Annotated in this window: 14 protein-coding genes; 9 read left to right on the forward strand and 5 right to left on the reverse strand. The window is 66.1% G+C overall.

Annotation, left to right across the window (positions count from 1 at the left end):
* Positions 1-16: 16 nt before the first annotated feature.
* Together M2368_RS04970 and M2368_RS04975 are read left to right on the forward strand one after the other, a co-directional pair.
* A complete protein-coding gene (locus M2368_RS04970) occupies positions 17-1,258 on the forward strand; it encodes a CaiB/BaiF CoA transferase family protein (RefSeq protein WP_133833454.1) in 1,242 nt (413 codons plus the stop codon).
* Complete coding sequence (locus M2368_RS04975; RefSeq protein ID WP_498724079.1) at positions 1,255-2,217, forward strand: hydroxymethylglutaryl-CoA lyase-like TIM-barrel protein; 963 nt, start codon at positions 1,255-1,257, stop codon at positions 2,215-2,217. Before M2368_RS04970 ends, M2368_RS04975 begins: the two co-directional genes overlap by 4 nt.
* A gap of 49 nt (positions 2,218-2,266) precedes the next feature.
* On the opposite strand, the gene M2368_RS04980 is transcribed toward M2368_RS04975, so the two are convergent.
* Positions 2,267-3,070 carry an IclR family transcriptional regulator gene (locus tag M2368_RS04980; RefSeq protein ID WP_105657715.1) on the reverse strand — a complete coding sequence of 268 codons (804 nt, stop codon included), beginning with the start codon at positions 3,068-3,070 and terminating at the stop codon, positions 2,267-2,269.
* A 295-nt stretch (positions 3,071-3,365) separates the two neighbouring features.
* Between M2368_RS04980 and M2368_RS04985 the strand changes: the two genes are divergently transcribed.
* Complete coding sequence (locus M2368_RS04985) at positions 3,366-5,078, forward strand: AMP-binding protein (RefSeq protein ID WP_332499313.1); 1,713 nt, start codon at positions 3,366-3,368, stop codon at positions 5,076-5,078.
* A 77-nt stretch (positions 5,079-5,155) separates the two neighbouring features.
* On the opposite strand, the gene M2368_RS04990 is transcribed toward M2368_RS04985, so the two are convergent.
* From M2368_RS04990 to M2368_RS05005, 4 genes are all read right to left on the reverse strand, one after another.
* Complete coding sequence (locus M2368_RS04990) at positions 5,156-6,349, reverse strand: hypothetical protein (protein WP_498724080.1); 1,194 nt, start codon at positions 6,347-6,349, stop codon at positions 5,156-5,158.
* 99 nt (positions 6,350-6,448) lie between these two features.
* Entirely contained in the window at positions 6,449-7,672 is a 1,224-nt protein-coding gene (locus M2368_RS04995; RefSeq protein WP_498724081.1) for a hypothetical protein, read from the reverse strand.
* The gene (gene ffh / locus M2368_RS05000) at positions 7,659-9,224 is read right to left on the reverse strand and encodes a signal recognition particle protein (RefSeq protein WP_105661194.1); all 1,566 of its coding nucleotides are present in this window, start codon (positions 9,222-9,224) and stop codon (positions 7,659-7,661) included. Before ffh ends, M2368_RS04995 begins: the two co-directional genes overlap by 14 nt.
* Before the next feature lie 194 nt (positions 9,225-9,418).
* Positions 9,419-10,996 (reverse strand): M23 family metallopeptidase, encoded by a 1,578-nt coding sequence (locus M2368_RS05005; RefSeq protein ID WP_498724082.1) that lies wholly within the window; start codon positions 10,994-10,996, stop codon positions 9,419-9,421.
* A gap of 887 nt (positions 10,997-11,883) precedes the next feature.
* On the opposite strand from M2368_RS05005, the gene M2368_RS05010 reads away from it, so the two are divergent.
* The 6 genes from M2368_RS05010 (at position 11,884) to M2368_RS05035 (ending at position 16,312) form a co-directional block, all read left to right on the forward strand.
* On the forward strand, positions 11,884-12,609 hold the full coding sequence (locus tag M2368_RS05010) for an alpha/beta hydrolase (RefSeq protein WP_332498891.1): 726 nt from the start codon (positions 11,884-11,886) through the stop codon (positions 12,607-12,609).
* 141 nt (positions 12,610-12,750) lie between these two features.
* The gene (locus M2368_RS05015) at positions 12,751-12,954 is read left to right on the forward strand and encodes a DUF6480 family protein (RefSeq protein WP_105657709.1); all 204 of its coding nucleotides are present in this window, start codon (positions 12,751-12,753) and stop codon (positions 12,952-12,954) included.
* Positions 12,944-13,579 (forward strand): cyclodeaminase/cyclohydrolase family protein, encoded by a 636-nt coding sequence (locus tag M2368_RS05020; protein ID WP_448938921.1) that lies wholly within the window; start codon positions 12,944-12,946, stop codon positions 13,577-13,579. Before M2368_RS05015 ends, M2368_RS05020 begins: the two co-directional genes overlap by 11 nt.
* 43 nt (positions 13,580-13,622) lie before the next feature.
* Positions 13,623-14,237 (forward strand): flavodoxin family protein, encoded by a 615-nt coding sequence (locus tag M2368_RS05025; protein ID WP_448938572.1) that lies wholly within the window; start codon positions 13,623-13,625, stop codon positions 14,235-14,237.
* A gap of 120 nt (positions 14,238-14,357) precedes the next feature.
* The gene (locus M2368_RS05030) at positions 14,358-14,888 is read left to right on the forward strand and encodes a hypothetical protein (protein WP_448938571.1); all 531 of its coding nucleotides are present in this window, start codon (positions 14,358-14,360) and stop codon (positions 14,886-14,888) included.
* Positions 14,885-16,312, forward strand: coding sequence for a phytoene desaturase family protein (locus tag M2368_RS05035; RefSeq protein WP_498724083.1), 1,428 nt, complete (start codon positions 14,885-14,887; stop codon positions 16,310-16,312). The genes M2368_RS05030 and M2368_RS05035 overlap by 4 nt, the downstream gene beginning before the upstream one ends.
* Positions 16,313-16,642: the final 330 nt, after the last annotated feature.

Below are 16,642 nucleotides of genomic sequence, written 5' to 3' on the forward strand. Positions count from 1 at the left end.
AAAGGAACGGCAGAACATGTCAGAGCACATCGCCCCATTGAAGGGTGTCCGCGTTCTCGAATTGGGCAACTACATTGCCGCCCCCACTGCAGGCCGGCTCCTGGCGGACTTCGGCGCCGAGGTCATCAAGGTGGAACGCCCGGGAACCGGGGACGAGCTGCGAAATTGGCGGCTCAAGAAGGGCAGCGTCTCGATGCTGTACCGGACGATCAACCGCAACAAGAAGTCCATCGTCCTGGACCTGCGCAGCGACGCCGGCCGGGAGGCCGTGCTGGAACTGGCCAAGCACTGCGATGTGCTGCTGGAAAACTTCCGTCCGGGCACCTTGGAGAAGTGGGGCCTGGGTCCAGAGGAACTCAGCGCCGTGAATCCGGACCTGGTGATCACCCGCATCTCGGCCTTCGGCCAGACCGGGCCGCTCTCCGAGCGCCCGGGCTTTGCCGCCGTGGCCGAAGCCTTCAGCGGCTTCCGCAATCTGGTGGGCGATCCAGATCGCGCGCCGGTTCGTGTCGGCGTATCGATTGGCGATTCCATTGCCGGACTGTATGCCGCGTTCGGCGCGGTGATGGCGCTCTACCAGCGGGAGATGGCGCGCGGGGAAAAGGCCTCCCTCGGGTTGGACCATCGCGTGATCGATGTGGCGCTGCACGAGGCGATGTTCTCCATGATGGAATCTTTGCTCCCGGACCACGGCGCCTACGGCGAAACCCGGACCCGCACCGGTGGACGCATGGAAGGCATTGCGCCATCCAATGCCTATGTCTGCGCCGATGGGGCCAGCATTGTCGTGGCCGGAAACGGTGACGGGATCTACCGCCGCTACATGGAAGCCATCGGCAGGCCGGAGCTCGGGGCCGATCCGCGGCTGCAGGGCAATGCCCAGCGTTGGGAGGCCAGGGAAATGCTGGATGCCGCCATTGGCCAGTGGGCCGCAAGCGTGGATTCGAGCACGGCCCTGGCCATCCTCGATGCGGCAGGAGTTCCTGCCGGCCCGATCTACACCGCCAAGGACATTGCCAACGAGCCGCAATACATCTCCCGGAACATGATCCAGCATCTGGATGTCTCCACCGGCGAGGAAACCCTGCACGGTGTCGGCTTCCCCGGCATCGTCCCCGTCATGGGAGGGACCTCGCTGCCCATTCGGAACCTCGGCCCCGACCTCGGGGAGCATACCGAACAGGTACTGGGCGGATTGCTGGGAATGACCGATGCGCAAATTGCGCAAGCCTCGGCTGGCGAAAGGAATATCGCGTGAGCTACTCATTCACCCCCGCAGCCGCGTTGCGCGACGTCACGCTGCGTGACGGGCTGCAGCTGACCGGGAAGCTGCTGAGCACCCCGGAGAAAATCAGGACCGTGCGCGAGTTGATCCGGCTCGGAGTCCAGGAAATCGAGCTCGGCTCCATGGCGCGTGCCGACCTGGTGCCGCCCATGGCCAACACCCTCGATGTTGCCCGGGGGCTGCGCCCCGACGAGCTGGAACGCTGCTGGATCTGGGTGGCGACCCCGGGGCATGTTGCCAAGGCGGCCAAGGCGGGCATCCGGAACTTCCAGTATTGCCTCTCTGTTTCCGATGCGCACAACCAGGCGAATATCGGGCGCAGCACGGAGGCGAGCCTCGCCGCCCTGCCAGAAGCCGTGCGCTATGCCCAGGAAGCCGGCGGGCGCATCCAGCTGTGCCTGGCCACCTCGTTCACCTGCCCTTTCGAGGGGCAGGTCCCCGCCGAGCGCGTGCTGGGCATCGCCAATGATCCACGGGCAGAGGGCACCTGCGACATCGTCATCTGCGACACCCTGGGCCAAGCAGTTCCGGCACAGGTCGCCTCGCTCATCTCCAGGGTCCGCGGCGAAACCCCGCAACGGCGCATCGTGTTCCACGGCCACGATACCTGGGGGCTGGGTGTTGCCAATACGCTGGCAGCCATTTCGGCAGGAGCCACCCTGGTTGATGGAGCGCTCGGCGGCTTGGGAGGCTGTCCCTTCGCCCCCGGGGCCAGCGGGAACACTTCCAGCGAGGACATCCTGTTCGCCACCCAGCCGCCATGGCTCACGCCGCAGCGCTTTGCCGGGCTCGTCGGGCTCTCCGAATCCTTGCTGCAGGAGCTGGGCGAGCCGAACCGTTCCAAGTCGGCCCAGGGGGCGCGTTCCAAGGCAGAAGCCTTTGCCTGGGTGATCTCCTCTGATGCCACCCCGGATTGCGGCACCAGCCTCTAGTGCCGCTATTGCCTGGTGCCGCCGCGGCCCTCGGACCGGGCGGGCGGTGCTAGGCGGAAGGCCGGTGGGTTTCGCCCGGGAAGCGTCCGCCGATCAGCCGGGTCATCCGTTCAGCAGTGTCCAGCAACGGCTCGATCCAGCTCTGGCAGATCTCCCGCGGCATGCGCAGGGTGGGTCCGCTGATGGTCACCGCCGCCACCAGGCCCGCCGCGGAATCGAACACCGGTGCGGACAGTCCCGAGGCCCCGCTTTCACGCTCCCCCGTGGTGATCGCGAAGCCATCGGCGCGGGTCTGCTGAACCGCTTTTTCCAGGTTGGCCATGCCGGTAATCGTGGCATCGGTCAACGGCTGCAGCTGTGATTCCTGCAACCGCTGCATGAGCTCGGGCTTCCAGGCCAGCAGCACGCGGCCGGCAGATCCGGCATGCAATGGGGCGAGCTCGCCCAGGTGCATTTCCCTGCGCAGCGCGTGGCGTGTTTCGGCAATGCCCACGCACACGCGGAATTGCTGCTCGGCACGGAAAAGGCAGGCTGTTTCCCCGGTGAAGTCGCGCAGTTCGCGCAACGATGGGCTGATGACGTCCAGCACTTCCCGCCCCCGGGTCGCCGGCGCGGCCCAGTAGGCCATCTTCATCCCGATGCGGAAGCCGTCATCCTCGCGGTCCAAGAAACCCTGTCCCACCAAATTCGCGACAAGCCGCTGCACCGTGGAGGCAGGCAAATCCGTTGCTTCACGGATATCGGCCAAGTTCATCACCGGCTGGCGCAGTGAAAAGGAATCGAGGATGGAACTGATTTTTCCCAAGACCAACAAGGGGTTGTGCTTCTTGGCGGGGGTCTCTTCCTTTGGCATATTCCAGACGCTAGACCATCGGCATCTGCGAGTCCAGTTGTCTGCCCGGCACTGCTCGCAGACGCCTTGGCCAGCCCGCCACCGGCAGCGTCCCCGCCAGCGGGTTCAGCCGGATCGGGCATTCGGTCACTATGCATGCCCGCACAGGAAGCTAGTGGACAAAATTCGTGAACTTCAGCACCTGCACCACGCATGGTGACGCAACAATTCGCCAGAACTGTGCACTGAAGTATATTGAATCCTGAAGACCGAAGAATTCTGTCGGGCGCAGGCGCCCATCACGCAAAGGACCCCCCTGGGCAATACCGAGAAGTTCCGGGCAGCACGCGATCTGCTGCTGGCGGCACGCGATGACTACGACCGGGCTCGGGCGGAGTTCACGTGGCCGGAATTCACCGATTTCAACTTCGCCTATGACTGGTTCGACGAGGTAGCCAAGGACCCGGCGCGAGCCAACGAACCGGCACTGATCCTCACCGAACCCGATGGCAGCTCGGCACGCTACAGCTGGGCCGAGCTTTCGCGCCGCTCCACCCAGGTGGCCCGCTGGCTTTCCGACGAAGGCCTGCAGCGCGGCGATACCATCATCGTCATGCTGGGCAACGAGGTGGCCCTCTGGGAAGTGATGCTGGCCGGCATGAAGCTCGGTGCGGTCATCATCCCGACCACCACGCAGCTGGTCAGCGCGGACCTCGCCGACCGCATCGAGCGCGGCAACGCGAACTGGGTGATCACCAGCCATGACCAGGTCGCCAAATTCGAAGCAGTCCCCGGGGCCTACCGGATCGTGCAAGTCCGCGGGCAGGCCGCCGAAGGGACCTTGCACTATGCCAAGTCCCACGACGCTCCGGCCGAATTCCGCCTGGACTCCCCGACCCTGGCCGATGAGAACATGCTGCTCTACTTCACCTCGGGCACCACCTCGTTGGCGAAGCTGGTCCAGCACACCCATACCTCGTACACCATCGGCCACCTGGCAACGATGTTCTGGATCGGCCTGGAACCAGGCGATGTCCATCTGAATGTGGCGTCCCCCGGGTGGGGCAAGCACGCCTGGTCGAATTTCTTCGGCCCGTGGATCGCCGAAGCGACGGTCTTCGTCTACAACTACGAGCGCTTTGATCCGCTGGCGCTGATGAACCAGATGGATACGGAGAAGGTCACCAGCTTCTGCGCACCGCCCACCGTCTGGCGCTACCTGATCCAGGCGGACTTAGGCAGCTTGCAGACTCCCCCGCGCAAGCTGGTCTCTGCCGGCGAGCCATTGAATGCCGAGGTCATCGACCAGGTGCGCACCGCGTGGGGGCAGGTGATCCGTGATGGCTACGGGCAGACCGAGACCACCGTGCAGATTGCCAATTCGCCGGGTACCGAGGTGAAGGTCGGCGCGATGGGCCGCCCGATGCCGGGCTATGCGGTGGAGCTGCGCAATCCGACCACCGGGCAGCTGGCCGAAATCGGGGAAATCTGCCTGCGACTGGATCCCCGGCCTGCCGGGTTGATGAAGGGCTATTTCGCCGATCCGGAGAAAACCGCCGAGGCGCTGCGTGGCGGCGTGTACCACACGGGAGATATCGCCGAACGCGATGATGAGGGCGTCTTGACCTATGTGGGGCGTGCCGACGACATCTTCAAATCCAGCGACTACAAGCTCAGCCCCTTCGAGCTGGAGTCAGTGGTCCTTGAGCATCCCGCGGTGGCCGAGGTGGCGGTGGTGCCTTCGCCGGACCCGCTGAAGCTCTCGGTGCCCAAGGCCTTTGTGGTGCTGGCATCGCACGTCGAGCCCGGCGCGGAGGTCGCCAAGGACATCCTCGGCTTCTGCCGCGAGCACCTGGCTCCGTACAAGCGGATCCGGCGGCTCGAATTCTCCGCGCTGCCCAAAACCATTTCAGGCAAGATCCGCCGCGTGGAGCTGCGCCTGGCCGAGGAAGAGCAGCATGCGGCCGGCACGACCCCGAGCGGCGAATACCGCGATACCGACTTCCCTGAGCTGAAGGAACGCGGCTAGGAACGAAAAGCAGAAGACAGCCCGGCGGGAAGCGGATCCAGCTTCCCGCCGGGCTGTCCTTTGCCTGCGGTGAGCGCCTAGCGCTTGTTCTTGGCCTTCAGCGCATCGACGATGCCCTTGCCCAGATAGAAGGCGCCATCGGCGTACCAGGCCAGCATCAGCAGCTGGCGCGCCGGCTTGGGGAACCAGGCGAACTTGCCGCTCTTGGCCAGGACCAGGTGCGCTGCCGCGCCGGAGGCCAGTACGGCGGCACCCGAACCCATCAGCGCTTTCGGATTCCAGTTGTGCCGGTACAGCAGCCGTTCCAGGCCCTTGGCCTCGCGTTCCTGCTCAGCCAATGCGGACTTCAACGTCTTGAACGGGCCGCCGGTGGCAATGACCCTTCGGTCTTCGGGCAACGGACGGCCGGTGAGGTAATCGATGCTGCGCGGGTCGAAGCCGAAGAGCGAAACCAGGCGCTTCATGTCCTTCAAATCCCCGCTGCTGCACAGCAGCTGCTGCGCTTCGGAGCGGTCGGCAGGATCTGGAATCAGCTGCTCGATGACCTGGATTTCTTCTTCTTCCCAGCCAAAGAGCAAGCTGTTGAGCTCATCCAGGCGAACCGCTGCAGGCGAGCCGGCTTCCGGTTCCAGGATTGCCGCGCGTTCCAGGTCCACCACCATGGACACCGACGAACCGAACATGGTCCGGCGCGAGCCCTTGGCCTCGATGGTTGCGGTAATGACATTGCCGGTACGGTCCAAGCACAGGTACGGGCGGTTCGAGCGCGAGATGCTCGGGGCATAGACCGGTTCCTTGGGCATAGCCATCAGGCCGGATGCGTTCTCCCAAACCGTGATCTCGTTCTCGGCAAAGCCCGCTGCCAGCACCAGCTCGGACCCCTTGAGCTTTGGCCCGTGCAGCAGCTCGTTGGTGCCGCCGTACTCGCCGAGCTGCTCGTCATCCGGGTTGGGGCCGTCAATCTCGTCCCCGTCAACCAGTACGTAGTCGGCCCCGGTGGAGTTCTTCAGTTCGTGGACCAGTTTGGTCACGCGCGAGCCTTCGCGCAGCTTGCCCTTGGCATCGATGCGGTAGAGCACCGCATCGCGGGCTTCGCTCACCGTGGCCACCTCGGCGGCTACTTCAGTGGAGTTCTCGCGCTCAACAGCTCCGCCGATGAAACCCAGCAGGCGGCGATCGGCCAGCGCGGTGCGTACCAGTTGTGCAGATTCAGGCTTGTCGCCCATGAAAATGAACTCTAGGTTGAGGTAGTTGAACCCGGTTGAATCCACGAAAAGTAACCCCTTTGGTTATTTGGATATGGCGATAAGTCAATCATAGGCGGTAACCCGTGCCGTCCTGGCCGGCAGCGCCCGGGTGGTTGCCTGGCGCTAGCGCCGGCGCCGGGCGCGGAACCAGCGGACCGCGCCGAGGACGGTATTCCCGGTGGCATCAACAAAGCCGAGCACCAGCAGCAGCACGATTACCCAGGGTGGCGCCCAGGGCTGCTGCCAATGGGTGGCCGCAAGCACCAGCGAGAATACCAGGGCCTCGATGAGCCCCAGCGCCAGCTGCGCGGCGGGTTTCCACGACAACGTGTTGTACCATCGCGGCCTGGCACCGGAGGTGCGGGATTCGGTGATCAGTGCACGGCCCACTGCCCTGGCCATTGACACCGGTTCGATCCGCCGCGCGCCCTCGGGAAGATCGGCGTCGTCCAGATAGCGGGCCAGGACCGGTGGATGCCCGAAGGTCTCCAGCACCCGCTGGGCCGACTGCAGGCTGCCGGTGCCCACCAGCGCCTGCTTGAGCCGCTCGATGTTCTCGGCGCCGACCAGAAGCCCGGCCAGCTCGTCGAGCTCCTGGCCATCCACGCTGTCCTGGTTGGCGATCAGCCAGTCCAGTTCGCGCCGGGCGGATGTGGAGGCCTGCGGCCAAAAGGCGGGGCTGGCCGCGACCGGCCAGATGTGCACCCAGGCCGGGTGCCCGCCGAGCTTGGCCGGCTGCTTGTCGAACCAGAAGCTCGCGGTGAAGCGCGCGCCGGTGCGGCTGAGCATGATCGCCGGATGCTGGCTGGCAGCCAGCACGCCGCCCACCAGGAAGCCTTCGTGCACGGCGACGGCAGCGCCGGCGGATTCCGGCGGCAAGAGCTGCCAGCTGGTTTTGCTCGCGGCGGCCCACACCCCCATGTCCGGCTCGTTCAGCGCGCCGATGGCCACGGTCCGCCCCGGCGGCATGGCATCGAGCCGCGGATCCTCGATGGGCTCCCCGGTTTGCACCTCGGCGTCGTCCTGGTCGACGTACAGCGCACCGGTGCCCAGCTTCAGCGCCAGCGCGAAGTCCTCGACCTGCTGGCCCAGCCTGATGGCGCCCGCGGCGCCAGCAAGCAGCAAGAGCCCCTCGTGGTTCACCGCCAGGCTGGCTTCGATCAACGCCAGCCCGTTCCAGGGCACCGGCACGGAGACCAGCGAGATCACTTCGCGGGCGGCCAGCAGCTCGCGGACCTTGGCTTCGGCCTGCTGCGCCTGGGGTTCTTCGAAGAAAAGAGTCAGGGCGGCGACCAGCGTGTGCTCCTGGTCGCCGCCCTGCAAGGACTGGTTGCTACTTGTTGCCAAGGTACTTTTCGAAGCCCGCCGGCAGGTTCAGGCTCGAAGGATCGAAGTCCTGGTTGGCGCCCTGCCCGAAGGCGGCACCGCTCGGGGCGGCGGCCTTCTTGTTCTTGGCCTCCAGCTCGGCCTGCGCGGCCTTGGCCGGGTTGCCGAACTTCTGCTGCTTCTTGCCCTTGCCCTTGGCCTTCGCCTTGCGGGCAGCGCCCTTGCCGGCCCCCGGCATGCCCGGGATGCCGCCGCCGGCAGCCATCTTCTTCATCATCTTCTGCGCTTCGGCGAAACGCTCCAGCATCTGGTTCACCTCGGAGACCGAAACGCCCGAACCCTTGGCGATACGCGCGCGGCGCGAGCCGTTGATGATCTTCGGAGCCACGCGCTCGTGCTGGGTCATCGAACGGACGATGGCCTCAACGCGGTCGATCTGGCGTTCGTCGAACTGCTCGAGCTGCTGGCGGGAGATCTGCGCGCCGGGCATCATGCCCAGCAGCTTCTTCATCGAGCCCATCTTCTTGATCTGGGCCATCTGGGCCAGGAAGTCGTCCAGGGTGAAGTCTTCCTGGTCGGCGAATTTCTTCGCCATGCGCTCGGCTTCGGTCTTGTCCCAGTTCTTCTCGGCCTGCTCGATGAGCGTCATCACATCGCCCATGTCCAGGATGCGCGAAGCCATGCGGTCCGGGTGGAAGATCTCGAAGTCGTCCAGGTTCTCGCCGGTGGAGGCGAACATGACCGGCTTGCCGGTGACCGAGGCGACCGACAGGGCGGCGCCGCCGCGGGCATCGCCATCGAGCTTGGAGAGCACGACACCGGTGAAGTCGACGCCCTCGTGGAAGGCCTGGGCGGTGTTGACCGCGTCCTGGCCGATCATCGCGTCGATGACGAAGAGGACTTCATCCGGGTTGATGGCGGCGCGGATGTTCGCGGCCTGGGCCATCATCTCGGTGTCCACGCCCAAGCGGCCGGCGGTATCGACAATCACGATGTCGTGCAGCTTGGCCTTGGCCTCGGCCACGCCGTCGCGGGCTACCGCTACCGGGTCGCCGGTGGCGGTGTCGAATTCCGAGGAGACGCCCGGGTGCGGTGCGTAGACCGGCACCCCGGCACGCTCGCCGTTGATCTGCAACTGCTTGACGGCGTTGGGGCGCTGGAGGTCGCAGGCCACCAGCAACGGGGTGTGGCCCTCGGACTTCAGGTGCTTGGCCAGCTTGCCGGCCAGGGTGGTCTTGCCGGCACCCTGCAGGCCGGCGAGCATGATCACCGTCGGCGGGTTCTTGGCCAGGTTCAGGCGGCGGGTCTCCCCGCCCAGGATGCCAACGAGTTCCTCGTTGACGATCTTGACGACCTGCTGGCCCGGGTTCAGCGACTCGGAGACCTCGGCACCCAGAGCGCGTTCCTTCACCTGGGCCACGAAGCCGCGGACCACCGGTACGGCAACGTCGGCGTCAAGCAGGGCGCGGCGGATCTCGCGTGCGGTACCGTCGATATCCGCTTCAGTCAGGCGGCCCTTGCCGCGCAGGTTCTTGAAGGTTGCTGTCAGGCGATCGGAAAGTGAATTAAACACGTGCCGGGCACTTCTTTCGATAGGTCTTGTGGTGCGCATTGGAAAATCGCACAGGACTCAACTCCCAAGAATATCAATAATCGGGCGCTGGACTAACCAGCTGTGCAGCGTTTCACGCGTTGTCTCTTCCCCAGCGCTCCACTGCTCCCGCCCAAAGGGACGGGAGCAGCGCCGCGGAACCGGGCAGCCACGGACTACGGCTTGGCCTCGCTGGCAGGTGGTGCGGCTGCAGCCGGCGCCTGCGGGAGCTTGGCCGGGGCGCCCGCTTGGGGCTTCACCGCCGCTGTCGCCTGAGGCTTCGGCTTGGCCGGTGCCGGGGCAGCTTTTTGCACGGCCGGTGCTGCGATAGCAGGCTTGGGCTTGGGCAGGGTTGCGACCGGCGCCTTGGCGACCTGCTTCACGGGCGCTGCAACTTTAGGCCTGGCCGGGGCCGCGGCCTTGGGCTTCACTGGCGGCTTGGCCTGCTTTTTCGCAGTTGTGGACTTGGCCGGCGGCAGGGCCTTGGCCACTGGCGGTTTCTTCTCCGGCTCTTCTGCTTGCAAGTCCACGGTCTTGGGTTGGGCTGCACCTATTTGGCGCTCGACGCGGGCCGCGGGGTCCGTCGGATCCTCGCTGGCTGGAACATCCTTACCGCCTGGATCCTGGTCCTGCCGGGGTTCAACGCCTGTTTCCTCGCTGGGTCCAGGCACTTGGGTCGGTTCAGAGGTTGGCGTGGCGTTAGTCGATTCCGTTGCCTCCGGAACGCTATCCGGCGCTGATGGCGCCACGCTGGAAGGTGGTGCCGAAGGACTTGGCGACGCGGTCGGCGCCGCCGACGGGCTCGGCTCAGCAACTGGCCCAGTGCTGGGCGTCGGCGCTGCGCTCGGCGCGCTCGGCTTGGCCGAAACGGGTGCCGGTGACGCTGATGCAGATGGCGTGGCCTTCGGGCTTCCGGTATTCAACTTTTGTGGTGGCTCGGGTGTCTCGCTCGGCTTAGGCGTCTTGCTCGGCTCTGGTGCCGGGTGCGCGGGACGCGGGGTCGGGCGGAGCTTGCCGGATTCCTTTTTCGGCTGGGCCTTCGGCTTGGCTGGCGCGGCTTGTTTCTTCTTGCTCGCCGCTGGCGGCTGGAGCGGATCCGCGTGGGAGTGCCTCGTGGTCTTCGGCGGCGCTGGATGCTCCGTTCGGGTCGATCCGTGATGCCTGGCCGCCCCGGCGTACTGCCCGCTTCTTCCTGTTGCCGGTTGATGGCGGATCGCGCTGCCGGCATCGACTGCAAATTGCGTCGAAGCGAACAATGCCTGGCGCTGCCCTCCGCCTGAAGGCAGGTAGTTGCGCGGATTATGCCATTGGCCATTGACGATGACCTCGAAGTGCACATGGCACCCCGTGGAGTTGCCGGTGGTCCCGGCCAGGGCGATGATCTGGCCTTGGACGACAAGCTCGCCCACTCTGACGAGCAAGAGCGAGTTGTGGCTGTATCCGGTCTGCACCTCATGCCCGTGGTCAATGGTGACGCGCTGGCCCGAATGCCCGGCCCAGCCCGCGACGACCACCCGGCCCGACTCGCTAGCGCGCACGGGCGAACCGCAGGAAATTGGATAGTCCTGGCCGATATGGATTTGGCGGCCGAACCCGGTCGGGTTGAACCTCCAACCGTACGGGCTGGAAATCCGGCGGGTGGCCACTGGATGCTCCAATAGCAGACCAGGGCTCAGCATTGCCGGACGGATGCCCTGGTCGGCAGCTAGCGGCGCGGGCTGTGCCAGCGCTCCAGGACTTGTCTTTGCTGTCATCGCCGCCCGATTGGCGGCCACGTGGGCCAGCGGGTCGGGCGCGGACCCTCCGGTCCTTCCGCCAAGTGAACTCAGTCCGAGGACTTGGATAGCGGATGTTCCGCCCAGATCCGGTGCGGTGACAGGCTCGCTCCCGAGCGCCGGCGCTGGCGCGGCGGGAAAGGCCAGTGTGCTCGATTGGGCTCTGGCTGGCACTGCACCGGCCGCCCCGGGCCAAGCAAATGCACTGCTTAAAGCGAAGGCCGCTGCAATGGCCAGCGCCCCATACGGAAGCCGCCGGCCATTCCCCAAAACGCCGCGCGGCACAGAGCTGCTTAAACCATGATGTTGTCGTTTCATAACTTGCCAGTCCCCCAAAAACTGCAACTACTCAACAGAACCTCAGAATAGCCCCGGCACGATGATTAATCCATGGCTAGTTGAAGCCTTCTTCAGCAGCGTGAGGATTCCATGCGCCGCCTCTTTCCCCTCTGCGCCATCGCGGCCACGCCACGCGCGTGGAAATCCAGTACCAGCTCGATGCGGTTTCGGCACCTGCGCGAGGCCTGCAGCACCCTAAAATCGGCTCGGGAATCCAGCGTCAATCCGGCGTAGCCAGCAGGCAGGCGTGCGCTAACTGGATGCAATCTGCAGCTCCCGGGGCGCATCTTCGCTGGTTGCTGGGCTGAACCATTTACAGGCCCCACATGGCACGTGGGCTGGCATGGGCCATGAAGAGGGCCTCGGCTCGCCGCGGCAGCGGGATGGCCGGCGGCCCCACTCCCGGAATTCCCCAGACCGGGCAATGTCGCTGCCGGACTCAGCCCTACTCATGTGGTGATAATGCTCTTGGGACCCCGTCGCGGCGCAACCGGTCCCACAGCGCAACACGCAGCAAAGGAGCACCGGTGGAGACCAGCACCCTGTCCAGCAGGCTATCGCGGTGGGCGGTCCTGTCCCGCGCCTGGCTGCAGGATTATCTCTATGCCGGTGCCTGGCAGCTGCGTTCGCTGCTGCCAAGTGCGGAGGCCGGCCGGCTGCGCTCCGGCTGCCATCCGGCAGCCGAACCGGTGGTGCTGATCCCGGGAATCTGGGAATCCTGGAAATTCCTGCTCCCGCTGGCCAACGCCCTGCACCAGGCCGGCCACCCGGTGCACGTGATCCCGCAGCTCGGCTTCAACCGCGGCACGGTGCCGGAGATGTCCCAGGTGGTCTCCAGCTATCTGGACCGGGCGCAGCTCGACGATGCGGTGCTGGTGGCGCACAGCAAGGGCGGGCTGATCGGCAAGTACCTGATGTCCGCCTCGCCGCAGGGCTACCGGATCAATCGGATGATCGCCATTGGCACCCCCTTCTCCGGTTCGCGCTATGCACGCTATGCGCCGGTCCGCTCCCTGCGTTCGCTGTCCCCCAACGACCAGGGTCTGCTCAAGCTCTCGGCCAACCTGAGCGTGAATTCCCGGATCATCTCCATCTACAGCAGCTTCGACCCGCACATCCCCGGCGGCTGCGACCTGGCCGGAGCCACCAACATAAAGCTGCCCACGCTGGGGCATTTCCGCTTGCTGGCCGATGCGCGCCTGCACGCCGCAGTGCTCAAGCACTTGGTACCTGGATTGCCGCCGGCCAGCTGAATTCCGGCAGGCAGCGCACCGCAATCCGTGCGTTCCGTGTGAATCGCCCGGTGCTGTTGAGCCCGCCGGGGCCCTGGCCTAGCGTGAGCGGACAAGGGCTGGATCCCCAGCCCGCAGCCCAGATGCAGACAGGAGCAGCCGATGGACCCGCAGGAATCCTCCGCGTCGCAGCCCGACGCACAGTTGGATGAAGCCCAAGAGGCCAATCGCGAAGCCGCAGCCACATCCAACCCCGACCCGGAGCAGCAACTGATTACCGGACTGGAGCCGGGCGGTTCGGTGCCGCCGGGCGAAACCCCGCCCGGTGAAGGCTCGATGAGCCAAGACCAGGGGCATGGCGAATAGCGGCCCGCAGCGTCCGATCAGCGAGGCGCGCATTGGACGCTGGCTTGAAGAGCTGGCCGAGTCGGACGGGAATCCGGGCGGCGGAGCGGCGGCGGCACTGATGCTCGGTGCTGCCGCCGCGCTGATGTCCATGTCCGCGGGCTACGGCTCGGCTTCCGGACCCGTTCACACAGAATTCGCCGGCCTGCAGGCCCGGGCCAAGCAGTTGCGGATCGACGCGCTGGGCCTGGCCGACCGGGATGCCAAGGCCTCCGCGGATTTCGGGGAAGCCTCCGCGCAACCGCCCTCGGAGCTGCGCGACCGCCAGCTCGCCGCGGCCTGCTTGCAGGCCGCGAAATCCTCGGCCGCACTCGGCGCGCTGGCCATGACCGCAGTGAATGACCTGCGCTGGCTTGACCAGCATGCGAAACCGCAATTGGTGGCCGATGTCGCCGCCGCGCTGGGCATGGTCCGCGCAGTGCTGCAGGCCGCCAGCAGCAATCTGCGCTACGACCTGTCCCAGCTGACCTTCGGCCCGGCGCACGCGCAGCACTCCGGATTATGGGATACCGCAGCATCGCTGGAGCGGGCGATGCAGACCGCCGGGCAGCTGGCCGCACGCGTTGATGCACGCATCAAGCGCTGATCCGGCTGCCCGGAAGCACCCTTTATGACAAGGAATGATAGACATGGTCCAGACACCGATTAATGCACTGATCCTGGTCTGCACCCTCTCCCCTTCGCCCAAAGCCTCCAGCAGCGATCTGCTGGCCCGGCAGGTGGCGGCGGAATTCAAGGAGCACCAGGTCCCCTCCGAGATCCTGCGCATTGCCGATTTCGACGTGAAGCCCGGAGTGCTCAAGGACATGGGAGGCGGCGACCAGTGGCCGGGGATCCGGCAGAAGCTGCTGGCCGCGGACATCCTGGTGCTGGCCACCCCGATTTGGGTAGGCCACCCCTCGAGCCTTGCCCAGCGGGTGCTGGAGCGGCTGGATGCCGAGTTGTCCCAGACCGACGAGCAGGGCCGCCCGATCCTCTTTGGCAAGGTGGGCGTGGTGGCCGTGGTGGGCAATGAGGACGGCGCGCACCACGTGATTGCGGAGCTGGGCCAGGGCCTGGCCGATGTCGGGTTCACCCTGCCGGCCCAGGGCTCGACCTATTGGGTGGGGCAGGCCATGCACACCACCGACTACCAGGATCTGGACCAGACCCCGCAGGTCACGGCCAACGCCACGCAGATCGCCACGCGCAACGCGGCGCATCTGGCGCGGCTGCTCAAGGCCCGGCCTTTCCCGGCCCCCTAGCCGCCGGATGCTGGGTGCTGCCTGCGGATCAGCGTCCGGCCATTGGCCAGCGGCGGCCGGTGCCCTAGCGTTTCAGCCAGCAGAAGACTGCGACCCCAGGCGAGAACTAAGGACGGGCCCATGCCGCACAACACCATCGACCAGACGACCTTGCACCGGTACCTGAGCGAACACCTGCTGGGTTCCGAATCGGGACTGAACCACTTCAAGGCCGCCCACGGCACCTGGGCGGACACCGCCTATGCCCAGCGTTTCGAATCGCTGCACCAGCAGGTCCAAGCGGATCAGGATGACCTGAAACGGATCATGGCCCGGCTGGGCTGCACCAAGCGGCCGATGGCCCGCCTGCTCGCTCCGGCGGCCAAGCTGGCCGGGCACGTCAACCCGTTCAATCCGCTGCGCATGCGCAAGCTGGCTGCCGCGCAGGTGCAGCTCGATGTGCTCACCGGGCTGCTCAATGCCAAGCTGCGCATGTGGCAGACGCTGCTGCTGATGCTGCCCCATGATCCGCGCCTGGACCAGGCGCTGCTGCAGGACCTGTCGCACCGCGCAGAGTCGCAGATCAGCCAGCTCAAGGCGCTCAGCGACGAAACCTGGCCCGAGCGCTTCGCCCCGCAGGTGAACGATGAACAGGGGGAACACCGCCCATGACACCAAAGAAAGCGAACATTGTTGGCGCCGGCCCCAATGGGCTGGTCGCCGCGGCGGTTTTGGCCGAGCAGGGATTCGATGTCCAGGTCTTCGAGCGCAATGCCCGTCCCGGCGGTGCCGCGGCCTCCGGCAGCACGCTGGGCGAAGGCACCATTGTGGACCTGGGAGCTGCCGCCCACCCCTTCGCCTATGGCAGCCGCGCCTTCGCGCATTTCGATCTGGCCGGACATGGTTTGCAGTGGGATTTCCACGGCTATCCGCTGGCCCACCCGCTGGACGACGCCGAGTCGGTCTTCCTGCACCAGGACCTGGAAGCCACCATGGCGCAGTTCCCCGCAGACCGGAAGATCTGGCAGCTGCTGCATGGCCCGCTGGTGCGCCATCCGCAGGAGATCCTGGACAATGCCACCAGCCCGCTGCTGGGCATCCCGCCGCATCCGGTGCTCATGGCACGCTTCGGGCTGCGCGCGCTGGCGCCGGCGAAGCTGCTGGCTTCCGCCGCGTTCCGGACCCGGCAGGCCGCGGCGCTCTTTGCCGGATCCAGCGCGCATTCCATGCTGCCGCTCTCCCACCCGTTCACCTCGGGATTCGGCGCGCTCTTCGGGGCCTTGGGCCAATCCTGGGGCTGGCCGGTGGCGCACGGCGGTACCGGCAGCATCATCGACGCGCTGCTGCGGGTGCTCGACGGGCTGGGGGTGCAGATCCATACCGGGCACCAGATCACCAGCCTCGCGCAGCTTCCCGATGCGGACCTCACCTTCCTGGATGCCACGCCCCGCCAGGTAGTGCAGCTCGCCGGAGACCAGCTCCCGGCACGACTGCGCCGGCGGTTCGAGCGCTGGCGCTATGGCACCGCGGCCTACAAGGTGGACTACCTGCTCGATGGGCCGATTCCCTGGAAGGATGCGCGCACCGCGCAGGCCGGCACCGTGCATGTCATCGGCGATGCCGCCGAGCTGGCCCGGGCCGAGCGCCAGGTCGCCGCCGGGTTAATGCCCGAACGCCCGTTCGTGATGGTGGTCCAGCCTTCGAGCGCCGATGCCTCGCGCGCCCCGGCCGGCCGCCAGGTCATCTGGTCTTACGCCCACGTGCCCCAAGGCTACAGCGGGGATGCCGGGGCGCTGATCGATGCGCAGATCCAGCGGTTCGCGCCGGACTTCAAGGACCGGATCGTGCAGCGGGTGGACACCGGCCCGGCGCAGCTGCAAGCCTGGGATCCGAATCTGGTCGGCGGGGATATCGGCGGCGGATCACTGGCCGGCACCCAGCAGTTCTTCCGCCCCTCGCCCTCGCTGAATCCCTATTCGCTGGGCGTGCCGGGACTGTACCTGTGCTCCTCCTCCACCCCTCCGGGCGGCGGGGTGCATGGCATGGCCGGCTGGCATGCGGCGCACCGGGCGCTGCGTGATCTTGGGAGGCACTGAGCCTCGCAACCACGGTAGCTGAATAGGGATACTGACTAGTAGAGAATAAAGTCTGGGAATTTCCTCAGAATCGCGGCCTGTTCGCAACAACTTGGTGGGCCAATGATAATTTTTTATCAAGTCCCCACCGCTGGCCGCAGGGTCCACAGCGCATTTCAAGGGCCACGCTGCCCAGTCCGGAGGGACAGATAACGGCATTGTTGAAGTGAGAAGTATCGTCTAGAAGTGGAGGGTAGTTCACATGCCAGGAAGGCTAGTCAGGTCCCAGACCGCGTTGCGCGTAGCAGAGCTGCTGGGATCACGCGAGGGAAGAAGGCATCTGAGCAGCTA

Source organism: Arthrobacter sp. JUb119 (assembly GCF_024807995.1).
Lineage (GTDB): Bacteria > Actinomycetota > Actinomycetes > Actinomycetales > Micrococcaceae > Glutamicibacter.

Coding starts and splice junctions, on each gene's coding strand:
- M2368_RS04980 (WP_105657715.1), bottom strand. CDS start 3,070: ATGCCAAAGGAAGAGACCCCCGCCAAGAAGCACAACCCCTTGTTGGTC.
- M2368_RS05020 (WP_448938921.1), top strand. CDS start 12,944: ATGGCGAATAGCGGCCCGCAGCGTCCGATCAGCGAGGCGCGCATTGGA.
- M2368_RS04970 (WP_133833454.1), top strand. CDS start 17: ATGTCAGAGCACATCGCCCCATTGAAGGGTGTCCGCGTTCTCGAATTG.
- M2368_RS05015 (WP_105657709.1), top strand. CDS start 12,751: ATGGACCCGCAGGAATCCTCCGCGTCGCAGCCCGACGCACAGTTGGAT.
- M2368_RS05030 (WP_448938571.1), top strand. CDS start 14,358: ATGCCGCACAACACCATCGACCAGACGACCTTGCACCGGTACCTGAGC.
- M2368_RS05005 (WP_498724082.1), bottom strand. CDS start 10,996: ATGACAGCAAAGACAAGTCCTGGAGCGCTGGCACAGCCCGCGCCGCTA.
- M2368_RS05035 (WP_498724083.1), top strand. CDS start 14,885: ATGACACCAAAGAAAGCGAACATTGTTGGCGCCGGCCCCAATGGGCTG.
- M2368_RS05025 (WP_448938572.1), top strand. CDS start 13,623: ATGGTCCAGACACCGATTAATGCACTGATCCTGGTCTGCACCCTCTCC.